17 protein-coding genes are annotated in these 19216 nt (G+C 67.3%); 15 read left to right on the top strand and 2 right to left on the bottom strand.

Annotation, left to right across the window (positions count from 1 at the left end):
- Nucleotides 1–45 precede the first annotated feature (45 nt).
- Entirely contained in the window at nucleotides 46–450 is a 405-nt protein-coding gene (locus DBV14_RS30460) for a hypothetical protein (protein WP_260397282.1), read from the top strand.
- A 33-nt stretch (nucleotides 451–483) separates the two neighbouring features.
- Here the strand turns inward: DBV14_RS30460 and gcvA are convergent, their stop codons facing one another.
- A complete protein-coding gene (gene gcvA, locus DBV14_RS30465; RefSeq protein ID WP_124465219.1) occupies nucleotides 484–1371 on the bottom strand; it encodes a transcriptional regulator GcvA in 888 nt (295 codons plus the stop codon).
- Nucleotides 1372–1449: 78 nt separating this feature from the next.
- Between gcvA and DBV14_RS30470 the strand changes: the two genes are divergently transcribed.
- Together DBV14_RS30470 and DBV14_RS30475 are read left to right on the top strand one after the other, a co-directional pair.
- Entirely contained in the window at nucleotides 1450–2616 is a 1167-nt protein-coding gene (locus DBV14_RS30470) for an MFS transporter (protein ID WP_124465221.1), read from the top strand.
- Nucleotides 2617–2691: 75 nt separating this feature from the next.
- Nucleotides 2692–3315 (top strand): pyridoxamine 5'-phosphate oxidase family protein, encoded by a 624-nt coding sequence (locus tag DBV14_RS30475; RefSeq protein WP_124465223.1) that lies wholly within the window; start codon nucleotides 2692–2694, stop codon nucleotides 3313–3315.
- 25 nt (nucleotides 3316–3340) lie between these two features.
- On the opposite strand, the gene DBV14_RS30480 is transcribed toward DBV14_RS30475, so the two are convergent.
- Nucleotides 3341–5227, bottom strand: coding sequence for a M48 family metallopeptidase (locus tag DBV14_RS30480; RefSeq protein WP_124465225.1), 1887 nt, complete (start codon nucleotides 5225–5227; stop codon nucleotides 3341–3343).
- Nucleotides 5228–5447: 220 nt separating this feature from the next.
- On the opposite strand from DBV14_RS30480, the gene DBV14_RS30485 reads away from it, so the two are divergent.
- The 12 genes from DBV14_RS30485 to DBV14_RS30540 all read left to right on the top strand — a co-directional run bounded on the left by DBV14_RS30485 (nucleotide 5448) and on the right by DBV14_RS30540 (nucleotide 19024).
- The gene (locus DBV14_RS30485) at nucleotides 5448–6254 is read left to right on the top strand and encodes an SDR family NAD(P)-dependent oxidoreductase (protein ID WP_124465227.1); all 807 of its coding nucleotides are present in this window, start codon (nucleotides 5448–5450) and stop codon (nucleotides 6252–6254) included.
- A 13-nt stretch (nucleotides 6255–6267) separates the two neighbouring features.
- A complete protein-coding gene (locus DBV14_RS30490) occupies nucleotides 6268–7137 on the top strand; it encodes a CmcJ/NvfI family oxidoreductase (protein WP_124465229.1) in 870 nt (289 codons plus the stop codon).
- Nucleotides 7138–8469: an LLM class flavin-dependent oxidoreductase gene (locus DBV14_RS30495; protein WP_124465231.1), complete on the top strand. Its 1332-nt coding sequence runs from the start codon at nucleotides 7138–7140 to the stop codon at nucleotides 8467–8469.
- 72 nt (nucleotides 8470–8541) lie between these two features.
- Entirely contained in the window at nucleotides 8542–9771 is a 1230-nt protein-coding gene (locus DBV14_RS30500; RefSeq protein WP_185546177.1) for a multidrug effflux MFS transporter, read from the top strand.
- Nucleotides 9768–11228, top strand: coding sequence for an MFS transporter (locus DBV14_RS30505; protein WP_185546178.1), 1461 nt, complete (start codon nucleotides 9768–9770; stop codon nucleotides 11226–11228). Before DBV14_RS30500 ends, DBV14_RS30505 begins: the two co-directional genes overlap by 4 nt.
- Nucleotides 11229–11248: 20 nt before the next feature.
- Entirely contained in the window at nucleotides 11249–11923 is a 675-nt protein-coding gene (locus tag DBV14_RS30510) for a paraquat-inducible protein A (RefSeq protein WP_124465233.1), read from the top strand.
- Nucleotides 11920–12660 (top strand): paraquat-inducible protein A, encoded by a 741-nt coding sequence (locus DBV14_RS30515; RefSeq protein WP_124465235.1) that lies wholly within the window; start codon nucleotides 11920–11922, stop codon nucleotides 12658–12660. Before DBV14_RS30510 ends, DBV14_RS30515 begins: the two co-directional genes overlap by 4 nt.
- Nucleotides 12661–12681: 21 nt before the next feature.
- Nucleotides 12682–14373 carry an intermembrane transport protein PqiB gene (locus DBV14_RS30520; RefSeq protein WP_185546179.1) on the top strand — a complete coding sequence of 564 codons (1692 nt, stop codon included), beginning with the start codon at nucleotides 12682–12684 and terminating at the stop codon, nucleotides 14371–14373.
- Complete coding sequence (locus DBV14_RS30525) at nucleotides 14370–15005, top strand: membrane integrity-associated transporter subunit PqiC (protein ID WP_124465237.1); 636 nt, start codon at nucleotides 14370–14372, stop codon at nucleotides 15003–15005. The genes DBV14_RS30520 and DBV14_RS30525 overlap by 4 nt, the downstream gene beginning before the upstream one ends.
- 170 nt (nucleotides 15006–15175) lie before the next feature.
- A complete protein-coding gene (locus DBV14_RS30530; RefSeq protein WP_124465238.1) occupies nucleotides 15176–16798 on the top strand; it encodes an MFS transporter in 1623 nt (540 codons plus the stop codon).
- The gene (locus tag DBV14_RS30535; protein ID WP_124465240.1) at nucleotides 16795–17538 is read left to right on the top strand and encodes a barstar family protein; all 744 of its coding nucleotides are present in this window, start codon (nucleotides 16795–16797) and stop codon (nucleotides 17536–17538) included. The genes DBV14_RS30530 and DBV14_RS30535 overlap by 4 nt, the downstream gene beginning before the upstream one ends.
- Nucleotides 17539–17557: 19 nt before the next feature.
- A complete protein-coding gene (locus DBV14_RS30540; RefSeq protein WP_185546180.1) occupies nucleotides 17558–19024 on the top strand; it encodes an NAD(P)/FAD-dependent oxidoreductase in 1467 nt (488 codons plus the stop codon).
- Nucleotides 19025–19216 lie beyond the last annotated feature (192 nt).

Here is a 19216-nt window from a genome sequence, read left to right on the forward strand (position 1 = left end):
TCGCATTTTATGCGTGGCAGGTCGCGGTATTCATATGCATAGGCCATGGCGTATGCGAAGCTCGATGCGTTTCATCTCTTTGAGAACGCAATGGTTAAAAAGACAGCTGAACAGAAAAAGGCGGAGGAGCTTCGCTACGTTGCGGCCAGTGGTGCAGCCAATGCAATCGAGCTCGAGCCCTTCTTGACGGACCCGAATCAAGCCATCCGCGCCATGGCCGCGATGAACCCGGATGCGGACGCAGAGATCCTGGATCGTTTCGCGAATGACAAATTCTGGGGCGTGCGAGTGGAGGTGGTGCGCAATGCCAATGTCAGCCTGGCCACGTTGCGCAGGCTGCTGGAGTCCGATACGCGCAAACGCGGTGTCGTGCACCACGCAGCGCGCGCGAAGCTGGAAGAGCGCGGTGTGGAGTTTGGTGCTGACGGCATGCCGAAAGATGCGGCGTAGCAAATAACGTGTGCTTCGGGCCCGAGGTAGGCATCAAGCACCCGCAACCAGCATGTCCTCGAACCACTCCGCCACGTACTGCGCCTCCGGCACTGCATCAGGCGCCAGGCCGTAGTAGTAGCGATCCAACGCCATGCGCGACGTGGGCAATGGCGATTGCAGCCGGCCCGAGGCTAAATCGTGTGCCACCAGCGAGGTCGGCGCCAGCGCGATGCCCAGCCCATCGACCGCTGCCTGCAGCACGAAGTGCAGGTGGTCGAACTGCAGCCGCCCGGCCGGCCGCAAGCGCGGCGCTCCGACCTGTTTCTTCCATGCGTCCCAGTCTTCCTTGCGCGTCTTCGCGGACAGCAGCACGTGCGAGGCGAGCGAGCGCAGGTCGGTGAGCGGATGCGCCTTGAACAGCGCCGGTGCGCCCACCACCAGCACTTCGTCTTCAAGAAAGGGCCGGACCTTGATCGATGGCGGCCAGCCGTCGAGGCCCCGGCGCACGGCGATGTCGAAGCTGTCGAGCGCCTGCTCGGGCATGACGGTGCTGGTGACGACCTGCGGCTCGATGTCGGGGTAGCGCTCGACGAACGAAGGCAGGCGCGGAATGAGCCAGCGCACCGCGAAAGAAGGGCGCACGTTGATCCGCACCGCGCGCGCCGGCCCCTGGGCCTGCAAGGCCCGCGCCGCCGAGGCGATCTGCGCGAGCGCGGGCGCCACTTCGGCAAAGAACTGCTGGCCCTCGGCGGTCAGCGCGACCTGCCGGATGCGGCGCTCGAACAGCGACACGCCCAGGAAAGCTTCGAGGCTTTTTATCTGCCGGCTGACGGCGCTGTGGGTTACATGAAGCTCCTGCGCCGCGCGCGTGAAGCTCAGGTGGCGGGCCGCGGCGGCAAAGGCGCGCACGGCGTTGAGGGGCGGTTCACGAAGCGGCATGTGTGCAATATTCTCACGCATGCGGGGCGTTAATGTCGTTTGTCGGCGCGTGTTGCCGCAGTGCACCATGCGGTCTCGATGCCTTCCTCCCAGCCCACTCCCACCCCCTCCGTTACGGACCAGAACTCACGCCACGCGGCGATGGCGCTCGGTCTTTCCCTGCCCGCCGACGTCGTGCTGTACCTGCTGCTGCCGATGTACGCGAGCCAGTTCGGCGTGACGCTGGCCGAGGCCGGCATGCTGCTGGCGGCCAACCGCCTGGTGCGCATTGCCGGCTACGGTTTCGTGGCGCGCTTCTACGCACGCAACGGCGACCGCCTGACCTGCAGCATCGCGGTGCTGGCGGCCGCGGTGTGCGGCATCGGCTACGCCACGTTGTCGGGCTTCTGGGCGCTGCTGCCGCTGCGGCTGACGTGGGGGCTGTGCTTTGCGGCGCTCAACCTGTCGACGCAGGCGCTGGCCACGGCGGACCCGATGGGGGCCGCGCGGCGCAACGGGCGTTCGCGCGCCTTCATCGCGATGGGGCCGGTGCTGGCGCTGCCGCTGGGCGCGTTGCTGGCGCACTGGCATGGGCCGCGCATCATCTTCGCGATCCTTGCCGTGTTCTCGCTGCTGGCGTGGTTCGTGGCGCGGCGGCTGCCATCGGCGCCGCATGCGGTCGGCAAGCCGGCGCGGCGTTTCCAGCGGCCCAACAGCCTCGATGCCTGGTCGTTCATGGAAGGGCTGGCGCTCGACGGGCTGTTCATCGTCGGCCTGTCGTACCTGGGCAAGGGCTTGATGCCCGGCGGCGCGGTGATCATGGCCGGCGTGCTGATGGGCCTGCGCTACCTCGCGGAAATTCTGCTGAGCCCGGCCGGCGGCCACATGGCGGAACGTTTCGGCGCCGAGCGCCTGCTGGTGGGTCTTTCATTCGTGACCGCGATTGCGCTGGTGGGCTTCGGCCTTGGGTGGCTGTGGAGTTGCGCGGCGCTGATCGTGGTGCTGCGCGCACTGCAACTGCCGCTGCTCTCGCCCATCGTGGCCAGGCGCACGCCGGGGCCGGAGCGCGTGCAGGCGCTGGCCGCGCGCTCGACGTGGCGCGACATCGGCGCGGGTGCCGGACCACTGCTTGCGGGGCTGCTGCTGCCGATTGCATCGCCGCCGTGGATCTACGGCGTCACCGCGCTGCTGCTCGCGCTGTCGGCGCTGGCCTGCGGCTGGAATTCGCCATCGCCTGCGACCGAAGCGGCGCGCTCGGCGGGTTGAAGAACAATCGCCACCAGTTGTTCGGCCAATCTTCTTTCACACGCAACCGCACATACCCAGCCAGGAACCGCCGCGATGACCACGACGCTCCATGCCATAGAAACCATCGCCCAGCTCGAAGCCCTGTTCGGCGTGGCCGGCGAAGCCTCGCTCAAGAAGGAGGTGCCGTACCTGCACCCGAGCTACCAGGCGCTGATTGCCGCGTCGCCCTTCGCGGTGCTCGCCACCCTCGGGCCCGACGGACTGGACGCTTCGCCGCGCGGTGATCCGCCGGGCTTCGTGGTCGTGCAGGACGAGAAGACGCTGCTGATGCCCGAGCGGCGCGGCAACAACCGCATCGACAGCCTGCGCAACATCGTGGCCGACCCGCGCGTGGCGCTGCTGTTCCTGATTCCCGGTGTGGGCGAAACGCTGCGCGTGAACGGCAGGGCGCGCATCACCGTCGAGCCCGAACTGATGGCGCGCCTTGCAATGGAAGGCAAGCAGCCGCAGTGCGTGATCGAGATCAAGGTCGAGACCGTGTTCTTCCAGTGCGCCCGCGCGATCCAGCGCTCGAACCTGTGGGCGCCGCTGCCTGCGGATGCGAAGCGCACGGTGCCCACGCCAGGCGCGATTCTGTCGGCGCTGACGCAGGCGGCGTTCGACGGGGAAACGTACGACCGCGAATTGCCGGCGCGGCAGCGGTCGACGCTGTATTGACGGTCAGCCCGGTGTGGCTGCGCTGTCACTGGTGCGCGGTGGATGACTCCAGCGCTTGCTCTTTCCGCTGCTGTTGCTGCTGCGCCCGCATGACCTGGTGCCGTTGCCAGTAGTGGCCGACCGCGGCCTTGAAGTGTTCCTTCTGCTTGCCCAGGCCCAGCTTGACCTTGGTGGTGCGCGCGCCGATCAGCCCCTTGTCGTGGTGCGTCACGATCAGCGTGTCGCCGAAGCTGCTGTCCTTGTAGGTGAGGCCCTTGACCTCGTCCCACGGAATTTGCGCCGCGCCTTCGGCGCTCGGGTGCAGGCCGGCGTAGCTGATGTCGATGCGGTTGCCGTTCTTCAGCGCAAAGCTGATCGGCGGAAAGTGCCGCAGAACTACGGCGCGCTCTTCTTCGGTCGCGGGTTCGTAGCGGTAGGCCAGGCTGAGTTCGTGGTTCTGCACGAAGCGCTGTTCGTAGTCGCTCCACATGCGTTGCTCGATGGCGCCGGCGGTCTCGATGAAGTCGGCCCACGAAGCTTGGGGCGCCGTGGCGACGATGGCGCCGTAGTCGCTTTCGGGCACGTGGTGTCCGACGTTGCGCATGCGCTCCAGCAGCGGCGGGTGGCTGTCGTAGGGATGCGGCACGCCGGCGGTTTTCATGGCCTCGATGAAGGCATCGGAACCCGCGTACGGCGGCAGCCCAGCGGCCACGAAGCCGGCGATGCCGAGTGCGCCGTCGTGCTGGCGGTTCTGCGCAAACAGCTTTTCTTCGACGTCGTTGCGGTAGCTGGCGTAGGCGGAAATCTTGATCAGTGACTGCACGATGGCGCTCGGCGCCGTGAGGCCCGCGGCCACGCGGTCGGCCTTGTATTCGCGCTCGCGGCTGTCGCGCGCAAGGGCGAAGGCGAAGATCATGCGGTACAGGCGCAGCAGGTAGTGCGCCACGATGGTCAGGCCGGCGCCGCGCATCTTCCAGGTGTACTGGTCGAACTGCAGCAGCTTGGGCCCGAGTGCCGCGCTGCTGCGCGTGTCGCCGCCACCCAGGTGGGCCAGCTCGTGTGCCAGCACCGCGTCGGCCTCGGTCTGGTCGAGCACGCGCAACAGCGGAATGCTCACGAACAGCGTGCGGCCGTGCAGCGTTTGTCCGCGCACTTCGCAGGGCGCCTCGGTCACGAAGAAATTGGTGTCGATGCCGGCCACGATCTGGTCGGGCGGCGCGGTCTGCACGCGGCCGGCCAGTTGGCGGATGCGCTCCCACAGGCGCGGCGCATCGGCCTGGCCAATCAGCTCGCCATCGATCTCGTTGCCCGAGGGCAGCTTCTTGAACAGCGTGTAGATGGCGTAGAACACGGCTGCTGCTGCAGCAATGCCCGCGATGGCGATCAGCTTGACGTAGTAGCTCTGCCAGAAATACGCCGTGAGCCAGAACGACAGCCACACGATCATCGCGCTCTGCAACACGACCTCGACCGCGCTCGACACCGTCATCAGGCGCCAGCCCGCAACGAAGCTGGCGTAGCGCAAGCCGCGGTTGGCAAAGGCCAGCGCGCCCAGCACCAATGCGGCCGCAAGCAGCGCCGCGCCGAGCACGATGGTCCAGATGGCGGCGCGGTCGGCCCAGTGGAACTGCCACTGCATCGAGTAGGGGCTGCAGACCTTGTCGTGGAAGTTCTTGTCTTCCGGCGCGGTGGCGTCGCAGGCCTTGGACAGCGGGTGGCTGCGGTAGAAGGCCGTGGCCTCGGCCTTGTCGGCGGCCGAGAGGCGGGTGTCGGCGGCAATGCGCTTTTCGACCGACTGGAGAAAGGCAGCGTCTTGCGAGCGCAGCGCGTATTCGGTGAACACCAGTGTCGCCGCCGGAATGGCGAAGAGCGACACCAGGGTCAGCAGAAACACGCGCAACAGGTCGGCGTGAATCGTTCGGGCGAGGGCCATCGGTTACTTCTCCTGGAATGCAACTGCTGTGCTTTGTTGTTCGAGCGGTCCGGGGAGCCGATAGGGTAGCGGGCGTTCGCGCGATTGCGAAGGGCATCGCGCGTGGCGCGAAGCGTGGATCGCGTCAAGCGGCCTGGCACACCGACCTGCAGGCGAATAAGGTTATCGCCTTTCCATCGTTCCATGCCCCGGGGCGCAGGTATAGCCTCCGTGCTCACCTATGACCGCCGCCTCCGCCACTTCCCCGGTTTCTTCTTCTTCATCTTCCGCGCCGGGCCCGTCGCCCGTTGCATGGATTGCCGGTGTCGGCGCCAGTGCCGGACTCGGTGCCGCGCTGGCGCGGCGTTTCGCGGCGGAAGGTTTCATCGTGGCACTGACCGGCCGCACGCCGGCGCAGTTGACGGCCGTGGCCGGGGAGATCGAAGCGGCCGGTGGCCGTGCCCATGCCTTCGCGGGCGACGTGGCGAGCGAGGCAGAAATCCATGGCATTGCGCAGCGGGTGAATGCGCTCGGGCCGCTCACTGTGGCGATCTTCAATGCCGCGAGCGCGGTGCGCGCGCCGACACTCGAAATATCGGTCGACCAGTTCACCCAGGCCTGGCGCACCAGCGCGCTGGGCGGCTTCGTATTCGGGCGTGAAGCGCTGCGTGGGCTGCTGGCCAACACCTTCGAGGTCGATGACCCGAAGGGCCGCGGCAGCCTGCTGTTCACCGGCGCCACGGCAGCGCTGCGCGGCAAGCCGCCGTTCGCTGCCTTTGCTGCTGCCAAGGCCAGCCTGCGCTCGCTGAGCCAGAGCCTGGCGCGCGAGTTCGGCCCGCAAGGCATTCATGTGGCGCACGTGGTGATCGATGGCGGCATCGACGGCGAGCGCCTGCGCAGCAATGCGCCGCAGCGCGTGGCACAGGCCGGCGACGACGGCCTGCTGCAGCTCGAAGCCATTGCCGAAAGCTACTGGCAGCTGCACGTGCAGCACCGCAGCGCATGGACGCAGGAACTCGACCTGCGCCCGTTCAAGGAACCGTTTTGAGGAGTCACGCCGCATGAGCGTCGGATCGAATGGCCAGATGCTGGCCGCAACGCTGCCTTCGGTGGAAGCAGAGCTCAATTACCTGAAGGCGGGCGAGGGCCGGCCCGTCAGCTACACCTTCGAGCCGCCGCCCGGCGTGCCATGGGTCACCGGCACGCTGGAGCCGCGCCGCGTGAGCATTCGCGACGGCCGCCCGCTGGTGGCGCTGAACGAGTTGTCGCTCGACCGCAGCGGCTTCACGCAGATTTCGCACCGCAGCGTGGTGGCCGATTTTTCGCACGACGCGACCATTCGCGACATCTACTACCGCGAGTCCGAGGCCTTGCTGCGCGACATCACGGGTGCCGAGAAGATCGTGGTGTTCGATCACACGCTGCGCGACAGCGCGCAGGGTTCGCGCCGCACGGCCGAGCTGCGCGAGCCGGTGCGGCGCGTGCACAACGACCAGACTTTCGTGTCGGCGCCGCGCCGCGTGCGCGACCACCTGCCGCCCGAAGAGGCAGAGGCACGGCTGAAGCAGCGCTTTGCCATCGTCAACCTGTGGCGGCCGCTGGCCACGGTGGAGCGGCTGCCGCTGGCGCTGTGCGATGCGCGTTCCATCGCCTTCGAAGATATGGTGCCCAGCGACCTTGTGTACCCCGACAAGGTAGGCGAAACCTATTCGTTTACCTACAACCCGAACCACCGCTGGTACTGGTTCCCGCGGCTGCGGCCCGACGAGGCGCTGCTGCTGAAAATCTACGACTCGCGCGAAGACGGCACCGCACGCTTCACCGCGCACACCGCATTCGAAGACCCGACCGGTGCGCCCGAAGCGCCGCCGCGCCGCAGCATCGAGTTGCGTGCGCTGGTGTTCTGGCCCGCTTCGGCATCGGCCAAATAAATGACGACCGGCAAGCAGCTGCGGCTGGGCGCGTTCATGCGCCCGGTCAGCATTCATACCGGCGCGTGGCGCTACCCGGGCGCCTGGCGCGATGCCAACTTCAACTTCGAGCGCATCCGGCAGCTGGCGCAGACGCTGGAGCGCGGCCGCTTCGACGCCTTCTTCATGGCCGACCACCTGGCGGTGCTGAACATGCCGATCGAGGCCTTGCAGCGCAGCCACACGGTCACGTCTTTCGAGCCCTTCACGCTGTTGTCGGCGCTGGCGCAGCACACGCAACACATCGGCCTGGTGGCGACGGCCTCGACCACTTTCGACGAGCCGTTCCATGTGGCGCGCCGCTTTGCCTCGCTCGACCACCTGAGCGAAGGGCGCGCGGGCTGGAACATCGTGACCACCTCCAATCCCGACGCGGCGCTGAACTTCGGCCGCGACGACCACATGGAACACGACGAGCGCTATGCCCGCGCCCGCGAGTTCTACGACGTGGTAACGGGCCTGTGGGACAGCTGGGCCGACGATGCCTTCGAGCGCGATGCCGAAAGCGGCCGTTTCTTCGACCCCGCCAAGCTGCACGTGCTGAACCACAAGGGCAAGCACCTGTCGGTGCGCGGCCCGCTGCACATTGCACGGCCGGTGCAGGGCTGGCCGCTGATCGTGCAGGCCGGCGCCTCGGAGGCGGGGCGGCAGCTCGCGGCGGAAACGGCCGAGGCCGTGTTCGCCGCGCCGGGCACGCTGGCCGCGGCGCGCAGCCTGTATGCCGACATCAAGGGGCGCATGCGCGCGATCGGGCGGGAGCCCGACCACCTGAAGATATTGCCGGCCGCCTTCGTGGTGGTGGCCGACACGCTCGAAGAGGCACGCGCCATTCGCGCAAAGCTCGACAGCCTGGTGCACTACGACAGCGCCATTGCCTCGCTGTCGATCGCGCTGGGCCACGATGCCTCTAAGTTCGACCCCGACGGCCCGCTGCCCGAAGTGCCCGAGACCAACGCCAGCCAGAGCGGACGTGCCCGCGTGGTCGAGCTGGCGCGCAGCGAGAACCTCACGGTGCGCCAGCTGGCCCAGCGGCTCGGCGGCTACGGCGGGCTGGCCTTCGTCGGCACGCCGCAAAGCATTGCCGACGAGATGCAGGAGTGGCTCGACAGCGAAGGCTGCGATGGCTTCAACATCATGTTCCCGTGGCTGCCCGGCGGGCTCGATGCCTTCGTCGACAAGGTGGTGCCCGAGCTGCAGCGCCGCGGCATCTTCAGGCGTGAATACGAAGGTCGTACGCTGCGCGAGAACCTCGGCCTGCCGCGCCCGACCAACCGATTCTTTGCCCAGAATTAGCACCCGCGCCTGATCGCCGATTGGCCGACCCCACGCCTGCACCGGTTGCCGGGCTTGGCGACAATCGGGTCAATGCGTTCTTCTCCTTTCTTCAAGATGGCCCTGTTGCTGGGCCTGCTTTCGGCCATCGGGCCTTTCGCCATCGACATGTACCTGCCGGCCTTGCCCGCCATCGGGCAGAGCCTGCGTGCCGACATCGGCGCGGTACAGATGAGCCTGACGGCTTTCTTTCTCTCGCTGGGCGCGGGCCAGTTGCTGTACGGCCCGATCTCCGACATGTTCGGCCGCAAGCCGCCGATGTACGTGGGCCTTGTGTTGTTCGCGCTGGCCAGCATCGGCTGCGCCATGGCGACCGACATCCAGACATTGATCGTGTTGCGCTTCGTGCAGGGCCTGGGCGCGGCGGCCGGCATGGCGATTCCGCGCGCGGTGGTGCGCGACCTGCACACCGGCACCGACGCGGCGCGGCTCATGTCGCTGCTGATGCTGGTGTTCAGCGTGTCGCCGATCCTGGCGCCGCTGGCCGGCAGCGTGGTGATTGCATTCGCCGGCTGGCGCGGCGTGTTCTGGGCCGTGACCATCGCGGCCGTGGCGGGCCTGGCGATGATGGTCAAGCTGCTCGACGAAACGCGTCCCGCCTCCGAGCGCGTCGAAAGCAGCCTGGGCAGCGCGCTGTCGGCCTACTGGCTGCTGCTGCGCGACACGCACTACCTCGGGCTGGTATTCATCGGCAGCTTCGCGATGGCGGGCTTCTTCACCTACCTGGCCAATTCGTCGTTCGTAATGATCGACCACTACGGCCTGTCGCCCGCCATGTACAGCGTGGCCTTCGGCGTGAATGCGGCGGCCTTCATTGCGGCGTCGCAGTTCACCGGCTCGCTGGGCGAGCGCTTCGGGCTGGTCAACCTCGTCAAGTTCGGCGTGGTGTGCTGCGGCGTGGCAATGGTCGCCATGTTCATCTACTTTGCGATGGGCGGCGACAACATCTGGGTGCTCATCGTCCTGTACTTCATTGCCTCGGGCTTCATGGGCCTGGTGATTCCCACCACCGGCGTGCTGGCGCTCGAGATGCACGGCGCCATTGCCGGCACGGCCTCGGCGCTGCTCGGCACGCTGCAGATGCTGACCGGCGCGCTGGCAATGGCGGTGGTCGGCTTCTTCACCGATGGCCGTCCGCTGCCGATGGTGGCCGGCATGGCGGCCGGCGCGCTCATTGCGCTGGTGCTGACCTGGCTCACGCTGGGCGGCGTGCGCTCCGAGCCCACCGCAAGCGCGCAAAAGGGAAGGGCGCAGGAAGCTTGAACACCGCGCGCGCAGGCGCCGCGGTGGCGGTGGCCGAAGACTCTCCCCGGCAGCCCATCGACGGCCTGGCCTCGCCCGAGCGCGGCTGGGCCATGCTGGTCATCATCCTCGGGCTGATCGTGGCGGTGCTCGACGGCACCATCGTCAACCTGGCGCTGCCGGGCATTGCGCGTGAACTGCAGGCCAGCCCGTCGCAGGCGATCTGGGTGGTCAACGCCTACCAGATCGCCACGCTCGTCATGCTGCTGCCGCTGGCTTCGCTGGGCGACCTGGTGGGCTACCGGCGCGTGTACCTGGTGGGCATGGCGGTGTTCACGCTGTCGTCGCTGGCGGCCACCTTTGCCAATTCGCTGGGCACGCTGATCGCGGCGCGCGCCTTCCAGGGGCTGGGGGCGGCGGGCATCATGAGCGTGAACGCGGCGCTGGTGCGGCTGACCTACCCGTCGTCGCAACTGGGCAAGGGCATGGCCGTCAATTCGCTGGTGGTGGCCACGTCGTCGGTGGCCGGGCCGTCGGTGGCGGCGGCCATCCTGTCGGTGGCTTCGTGGCCGTGGCTGTTTGCCATCAACGTGCCGCTGGGCATCATTACCTTTGCACTGGGCATGAGGGCGCTCCCGTTCAACCGCGTGGCGCCGGCGGCGGGGCTGCGGTTTTCGCCGGTCGACGTGGCGCTCAACGTGCTGATGTTCTCGCTGGTGTTCCTGGGCGTCGACCGCCTGGGCGTGCGCGAGGGCGGCGCAGGTGCAGTGACGGCGGGCGGTTCGCAGGCCTCGGCCTGGGGCATCCTGCTGGCCGGGGTGGCGGTGGGCTTCGTCTACCTGCGGCGGCAGCGCAAGCAGGCGGTGCCGCTCTTTCCCATCGACCTGCTGCGCATTCCGGTGTTTGCGTTGTCGATGGGCACCTCGGTCGCCGCGTTCTGCGCGCAGATGCTGGCCTACATCGCGCTGCCTTTCCTGTTGCTCGACGTGTACGGCCGCAGCCACATCGAGGCGGGCCTGCTGATCACCGCGTGGCCGCTGGCCATCGTGGTGATGGCGCCCATTGCCGGGCGGCTGATCGGCCGCTACCCGGACGGGCTGCTGGGCGGCATCGGACTGGCCCTGCTGGCCACCGGCCTGGCGCTGCTGGCGGCGCTGCCGGCGCACCCGGGCAACGTCGACATCGCATGGCGCATGGCGCTGTGCGGGCTGGGTTTCGGGCTGTTCCAGTCGCCGAACAACCACACCATCGTGACCTCGCCGCCAGCGCACCGCAGTGGTGCAGCCAGCGGCATGCTGGGCACCGCCCGGCTGACCGGCCAGACGCTGGGCGCGGTGGTGCTGGCTGCGGTTTTCAGCCTCTGGAGTCCGCATGGCGGCCACGGGCCGGTGGTGGCGCTGGTGCTGGCGGCAAGTTGTGCCGCGATAGCGGCAGTCTTCAGCACGCTGCGCCTCAGGACGACAACCCACGTCGCCTGAATGAGTTAGGGTGCTGACCTATGAAGGAAGTACCTGACACCGTGGTATGCCCGGGTTGCGACGCGGTCTATGCCCGCACGCCGCTGAACCCGCGCGACGTGGCGCATTGCCCGCGCTGCGGCACCGAGCTGGCGCGGCACCCCGGCTCGCAGCAGCGGCGAATTCTTCCGCTGACGGTGGCGAGCCTGATCATGTTCGCCATTGCGAACCTGTTTCCCATCGTCGAGATCGAGTTGCGTGGCCTGCGCAGCCAGACCACGCTGGCCGGCGCGGTGGTGGTGCTGAGCGCCGAGGGCATGTCGCCCGTGGCGCTGCTGGTGCTGGCCACGACCATCTTGTTTCCGCTGCTGCAGCTGTGCATCCTGGCCTACCTGCTGATTCCGCTGGCGCGCGAACACCGCCCGGTCGGCTTCGCGATCCTGGTGCGGGCCATGCAGTCGCTTCGGCCCTGGGGAATGATCGAGGTGTTCCTGCTCGGCGTGCTGGTGGCCATCGTCAAGCTGTCGAGCATGGCGACGGTGGTGCCGGGGCCGGCGCTGTGGGCCTTCGTGGCGCTCACGGTCACGCTGACTTCAGTGCTGTCGTTCAACCCCGGCGCGTTCTGGGAAATGACTTTCCGCCCGCCGGGCGAGGCGGATGGTCCCGGCGCACAGGACGCACCGGGCGCGCCCGGCGTGCCGGAGACGCCCGCATGACGTCGCTGCTGGCCCGCTTGCGCAATCGCGCATCAAGGAAGCCGGTCGAGGACGAGGCCTACGACGACGATGTCCCGGTCGCGACCGGCGCCTCGCTCGGCTTGCTGGCCTGCCGGCATTGCGATGCTGTGTGGCAAGACGCCGAAGACGGCGACGCCTGCGGGCGTTGCGGCACCCGCCTGCACGCGCGCAAGCCGCAGAGCCTTAACCGCACCTGGGCCTTCCTGATTGCCGCCTGCGTGATGTACATACCGGCCAACCTGCTGCCGGTGATGATCACGCGCACGCTGTTCGGCGCGCAGTACGACACCATCCTGAGCGGCGTGATCTATTTCTGGGTCTCGGGCGCCTACGGGCTGGCGGCCATCGTCTTCATTGCCAGCTTCCTGGTGCCGCTGTTCAAATTGGCGGTGCTGTTTTTGCTTGTGGTCCTGGCGCAGCGCGGCAGCACGTGGCGCCAGCGGGAGCGGGCCAAGCTGTACCACATCATCGAGATCATCGGCCGCTGGTCGATGCTCGACGTGTTCGTGGTGTCGCTGCTGACCGGGCTGGTACAGATTCAAGGCTTTGCCGTCATCACGGCGGGCGTGGGCATCGCGGCCTTCGGGTCGGTCGTGGTGCTGACCATGCTGGCCTCGCTGAGCTTCGATCCGAAGCTCACCTGGGACAGCAAGGAGGCACAGGCCATCGAAGAGCAGGGCACTTCCCCGGGCACGGCCGGGACTGCAGGGACATGACAACAGGGATGAGAAACCAGCATGAGTGAAGAAGACGAATCGCAACCCAAGGGCCAGCCGGTGCCACCCGCACCGCCCCCGGCCCCGGCCTCGCAATCGGCGCTGCCCAGGCCGCGCGTGGTGCGCCGGCGCGAGTGGCTGCCCTCGCTGATCTGGCTCATTCCCATCGTGGCGGCGCTGGTCGGCATCACGCTGGTGGCGCGCATCATCATGGAGCGCGGCCCCGAGGTCGTGCTGACCTTCAAGACCGCCGAGGGCCTGGAAGCAGGCAAGACCGCCGTCAAGTACAAGGACGTGCAGATCGGCCTTGTCACGCACCTGCGGCTGGCGCGCGACCGCTCGCACGTGCGCGTGCTGGTGCAGTTCAACAAGGACGCCGAGGGCTTCACCGCCGAAGACTCGCGCTTCTGGGTGGTGCGGCCACGGCTCGACACATCGGGCATTTCGGGCCTGGGCACCTTGCTGTCGGGCGCGTACATCGGTGCCGACGCCGGCGTGGCAAAAGAAACCTCGGGCGAATTCACCGGGCTCGAAACCCCGCCCATCGTCACGCGCGACGACTCGGGCCAGCAGTTTCTGCTGCGCGCCAACGACATCGGCTCGCTCGACGTGGGCTCGCCGGTGTACTTCCGGCGCGTCAAGGTCGGGCAGGTGGCTGCGTACGAGCTCGACGGCGACGGCCGTGGCGTGACCATTCGCGTCTTCATCAATGCGCCGTACGACAAGTTCGTCGGCATGAACACGCGCTTCTGGCAGGCCAGCGGCATCGACGCACAGCTCAGCGCCAGCGGCTTCACGCTGCGCACGCAATCGCTGGCGACCATCCTGCTGGGCGGCATCGCCTTCCAGGCGCCCGACGACGCCATGGGCCCGCTGGCCAAGGAAAACGCCGCCTTCACGCTGGCGCAGGACGAAAACACCGCCATGAAGGAGCCCGATGGTCCTTCGCAGACGCTGCTGATGTACTTCAACCAGTCGCTGCGCGGCCTGGCGCCGGGCGCGCCGGTCGACTTCCGCGGCGTGGTGATCGGCGAGGTCAAGTCCATCGGCGTCGAGTTCGACCGCGCCGAGCGCGAGTTCCGCATGCCGGTGCTGGTGCAGGTCTACCCCGACAGGCTGCGGCGCCGAGAAGGCGGCACGAACGGTGCCGATGGCGCCACCGAGTCGCGCTCGACACAGCAGGAGCGTCTGCGCTTCCTGGCCGAGAAGGGCCTGCGCGCCCAGCTGCGCAACGGCAACCTGCTGACCGGCCAGGTCTACGTGGCGCTCGACTTCTTCCCGAAGGCGCCGCCGGCCAAGGTCGATGTGACGAAGAGCCCGATCGAGCTGCCCACCATCGCCAACAGCCTCGACGAGATCCAGTCGCAGGTGCAGGAAATTGCGACCAAGCTCAACAAGGTGCCGTACGAGCAGATCGCAGGCGACCTGCGCACCACGCTCGCCACGCTCAACAAGACGCTCACCGCCACCGAGCAGACCGTCAACCGCATCAACAGCGACGTGACGCCCGAGCTGGCCGCCGCCATGAAGGACGTGCGCAAGACCGTCAACACGGCCGAGCGCACGCTGGCCGACGATTCGCCGCTGCAGCAGGACATGCGCCAGACGCTGCGCGAACTGACGCGCGCGGCGGGCTCGGTGCGCATCCTGACCGACTACCTCGAACGCCATCCCGAGTCGCTGCTGCGCGGCAAACCGGACGACAAGAAATGAAGAAGAACCTTGCATTCGGCTTCGGCACTGCTGCCGCCGCCCTGGTCATGCTCGCAGGCTGCGCAAGCAAGCCCGACAGCTACTACACGCTCGCCAGCCCTGTTGTGGTGGCGGCCGATGCCGCGCCATCGACGCTGGGCAGCGCCACGCCGCTCTACATCGAGCTGGCCCCGGTGGCCGTGCCCGAGCGGCTCGCCAGGCCGCAGATGGTGGTGCGGCAGCCCAACGGCAGCGTGCAGGTCGAAGTGCTGGAACAGCACCGCTGGGCTTCGTCGTTCGAGAACGAATTGCGCGATGCGCTGGCAGGCGGCATTGCCGGCCGGCTCGGCGCGCTCGACGTCACCAAGGGCGGGCGCCAGACCTCGCAGCCGGTGTGGCGCGTCGCGGTGCAGTTGCGCCAGTTCGATGCGGTCGATGGCGGCCGTGTCGATGCCGATTTCAGCTGGACGCTGCGGCGCTCCGACGAGGCGCGCACGATGGTCTGCCAGCTGAGGCTCAGCGAAGCCGTGGGCGGCGGCATGGATGCCGTGGCGCAAGGCGCGCAACGCGTGACGGCCGCAGCCGCAGCCGCAATGGCCCGCAGCGTGAGTGCCGCGCAAGCCAACCCTGCCGCCACGGCATGCACGCTCTGAGCTTTCCCTTTCTTTCTCTTTCTCCCTCCCCCTCTGGGGGAGGGCAGGGGTGGGGGCACGACGGCGCCAAAAGCCGCATGGCGTTCGATTGGGTGCAGCCCCCATCCCAACCTTCCCCCAAAGGGGGAAGGGGCAAGACAAAAACCGAATAGGCAGGCTGGAGGCTCACCATGGCACAGATCGGCAAGGCGCCCTGCGACGACACGCTGATCCTGCATGGTGCCGGGGCACAAGAGGGCGCCTGCCCCGAGGCCTCCAAGCCCTGGGTGCTGGCCGCGGCCGTCGTCGGTTCGAGCATGGCCTTCATCGATGGCACCGTGGTCAACGTCGCGCTGCCGGCCATCCAGGCCGACCTGCTCGCCACGGCCTTCCAGGCGCAATGGGTGGTCGAGTCCTATGCCTTGCTGCTCGCGGCGCTGCTGCTGGTGGGCGGCGCGCTGGGCGACCACTACGGCCGGCGCCGCATCTTCGCCATCGGCGTCGGCATCTTCGCCGTGTCGTCGGTGGCCTGCGCGCTCGCGGCCAACGTGCAGCAGCTCATTGCGGCGCGCGCCGTGCAGGGCATCGGCGGCGCGCTGCTGGTGCCCGGCAGCCTGGCACTCATCAGCGCCGCGTTTCCCGAGAAGGAGCGCGGCAAGGCCATCGGCACATGGTCGGGTTTCAGTGGCATCACCGCGGCCGTAGGGCCCGTGCTCGGCGGCTTCCTGGTCGATCATTTTTCGTGGACCTGGGCCTTTCTCGTCAACGTGCCCATGGCGCTGCTGGTGCTGTGGATCGTCTGGCGCCACGTGCCCGAGAGCCGCGGTGCCTCTGCTGGCGGGGGCCTTGATCTGTGGGGCGCGCTGCTGGCCACGGCCGGGCTGGGTGGCATCGTCTATGCCTTCATCGAGGCGCCCACGCAGGGCTGGCGTTCGCCGGCCGTGCTTGCCGCACTGGCCATCGGTGTCCTGGGCAGCGTGGGCTTCGTCGCGGCCGAGCGCAGGGTGCGCACCCCGATGCTGCCGCTCGGCCTGCTGCGCATCGGCAACTTCAGCGGCGCCAACCTGCTCACGCTGCTGCTCTATGCCGCGCTCGGCGGCGGGCTGTATTTCTTCCCGCTCAACCTGATCCAGGTGCAGGGCTACTCGGCCACCGTAGCCGGTGCCGCGCTGCTGCCCTTCATCTTCATCATGTTCGCGCTCTCGGGCTGGGCTGGGCAACTGGTCGACCGCTTCGGCCCGCGCATGCCGCTGGTCGTCGGGCCGGCCATTGCCGCCGTGGGATTCGCGCTGTTCGCCGTGCCCGGCGTCGGCGCGAGCTACTGGACCGGCTTTTTGCCCGCCGTCGTGGTGCTGGGCTTCGGCATGACCGTGACGGTCGCGCCGCTCACCACCACCGTCATGAACGCCGTCGGGCCGGAGCTGGCGGGCGTGGCCTCGGGCGTGAACAACGCCGTCTCGCGCGCGGCCGCCGTGCTGGCGATTGCCGTGTTCGGCGCGGTCATGGCGTGGGCTTTCGATGCGGCACTGGCGAGCAGCCTGCGCGACATGGGCGCGTCGGCGCAGGTGTCGGCTTTTCTGGAAGGCGAGCGCAGCAAGTTGGCCGGTGCGGTGATGCCGCCGGGTGTGGACGCCGCCACCGCGACGGCCGTCAAGCGCGCCGTGGCCGAGTCGTTCGTGGCGGGCTTCCGGTGGGTGATGCTGCTGAGTGCCGGGCTGGCGGTGCTGAGTGCGGTGAGTGCGTGGTGGATGATCCGGGGCGGGCCGGCTGCCGGGAGTCCTTCAATCAAAAAGACGGAATCAGTCAATTCATGAAGCACAGAGAGTTTGTAATTGAGAACAACGAAATCGACAGCGGGGATACGCCGCATGTCGTTCAGCGCGTGGACGGCCTGCCGACGCTCCGCATCGACAACGAACAAAGCGAGGGTGCCTTCCTCCTCACGCTGAGTGGTCTTGATGACAGCCTTGAGTCTTCATCCCTGAAAGAGAACACGGTCTATTCGATCTCTCAGGTGATCGCGGGACATTGCGTTGATGCGGCATACATCCATTGCAGAAAACTGGTGTTCAAGGCCAAGTCGCATCAGGTCTATCTGGTTGACGTTGGCCGTTCGGATCTTCTGGTGCTCCAGATACTGGAGGCGTGGTCCGACGGTGTGGTGTTGAACTGGCGTGATCTCGATACGATCTACAGGGACTCGTGGTTTCGGGCTTGCAGGACACTTGTCAGCCATGATGAGTGGCGTCAGACGCCAGTGGCCAACTGCATCGTCCTGGCTCCCGAAGGACTCGCGTCGAGGGACGATTTCTATTGCTACCTGGGAGAGCAACTGTTCGGGCACACGGGATATGCCGGCACGAATCTCGATGCCTTCTACGACGTGCTCTCGTGCAATGACTTGAGGGGCATCACGATTCATATTCCAAACGAAGAACGCTTTGCGGGGATTCTTCAAAGCATCATGGGTGACGCAGACTACTTCTCGAAATTCAAGTCGTGTTTCACGGATGCCATGATCGATTTGAGGCTCGGCAGCATTCATTCCCCTTGACGAAGAAAAAGCCGGCACCGTGGAACAACACCTCGACGTACTGATCGTCGGCGCCGGCCTCTCGGGCATCGGCGCCGCCTACCACTTGCAGGCCAATTGCCCCGGCCGCAGCTACGCGATCCTCGAGGGGCGCGAGCGCAGCGGCGGCACCTGGGACCTGTTCCGCTACCCCGGCATCCGCTCGGATTCAGACATGTACACGCTGGGCTATTCGTTCCGGCCGTGGACGCAGGCCAAGGCAATTGCCGATGGCCCATCGATCCTGAAATACGTGCGCGACACCGCCGAAGAAAACGGCATCGACCGCAAGATCCGCTTCAACAATCGCGGGGTGCGTGCCTCGTGGTCGACGCCCGATGCGCGGTGGTGGGTCGATGTCGAACGCGGCCCCGAACGCGAGCCGGTGCGCATGAGCTGCAACTTTCTCTTCATGTGCAGCGGCTACTACAACTACACCGCCGGCTACACGCCCGAGTTCGCGGGCACGGCCGATTTCACCGGCCGCATCGTGCACCCGCAGCACTGGCCGGAAGACCTGGCCTATCAAGGCAAGCGCGTGGTCGTGATAGGCAGCGGTGCCACTGCGATGACGCTGGTGCCCGAGATGGCGAAGACCGCCGCGCACGTCACGCTGCTGCAGCGCTCGCCGACGTATGTGGTGTCGCGGCCCGCCGAAGACCCGATAGCCAACCGCCTGCGCCGCCATCTGCCGGCCAGGCTGGCGTACGGCATCACGCGCTGGAAGAACGTGCTGCTGAGCATGCTGTTCTTCCGCCTGTCGCGGCGTAGGCCGGAGCGTGCGAAACGGATGATTCTCGGCGGCGTGCGACACGCACTGGGCCCCGACTACGACATCGCCACGCACTTCACGCCGCGCTACAACCCGTGGGACCAGCGCCTGTGCCTCGTGCCCGACGGTGACCTGTTCGCGGCCCTGAACGCGGGCCGTGCTTCGATGGTGACGGACCACATCGACACGTTCACACCGAGCGGCATACGGCTGAAGTCGGGCAAGGAACTGGAGGCCGACCTGATCGTGACCGCCACCGGGCTCGACCTGCAGGTGCTGGGCGGCATCGCGCTCGACGTGGATGGCGTTCCGGTCGATCCGGCCGCGACGTTCAACTACAAGGGAATGATGTACAGCGACGTGCCGAACCTGGCATCGTCGTTCGGCTACACGAATGCCTCGTGGACGCTGAAGTGCGACCTGACCTGCGAATACGTTTGCAGGGTGCTGAACCACATGGACAAGCACGGCTGGCGGCAATGCACGCCACGCAACACCGACCCGGCCCTGGTCGCCGAACCGTGGCTCGATTTTTCATCGGGCTACGTACAGCGCTCCATCGGCAAGTTTCCGAAGCAGGGCGCTCGCGCGCCGTGGCGGCTGTACCAGAACTACGCGCGCGATCTCATGAGCCTGCGCTTCGGATCTGTCGACGACGGAGTGATGACGTTCTCGAACCGTGCCGTGAGCGAGTGACTGCGCGGAGCAGTCTCCTTCAGGGCGCCGCCCACGCCGACGGTGTGCTCTGCTCCGCGAATGTCCCCCGCTTCGCTCCTCCTTTATTTCGCTGCGCGGAGCACCCGATGCCAGTCGCACGAGGGCGCTGCTCTCGCATTGGCCGATCAACGACCGCTCTGAAGGCGCTCGCGCCGATGGTGTGCTCTGCGC

The organism is Variovorax sp. KBW07 (assembly GCF_003852515.1).
Lineage (GTDB): Bacteria > Pseudomonadota > Gammaproteobacteria > Burkholderiales > Burkholderiaceae_C > Variovorax.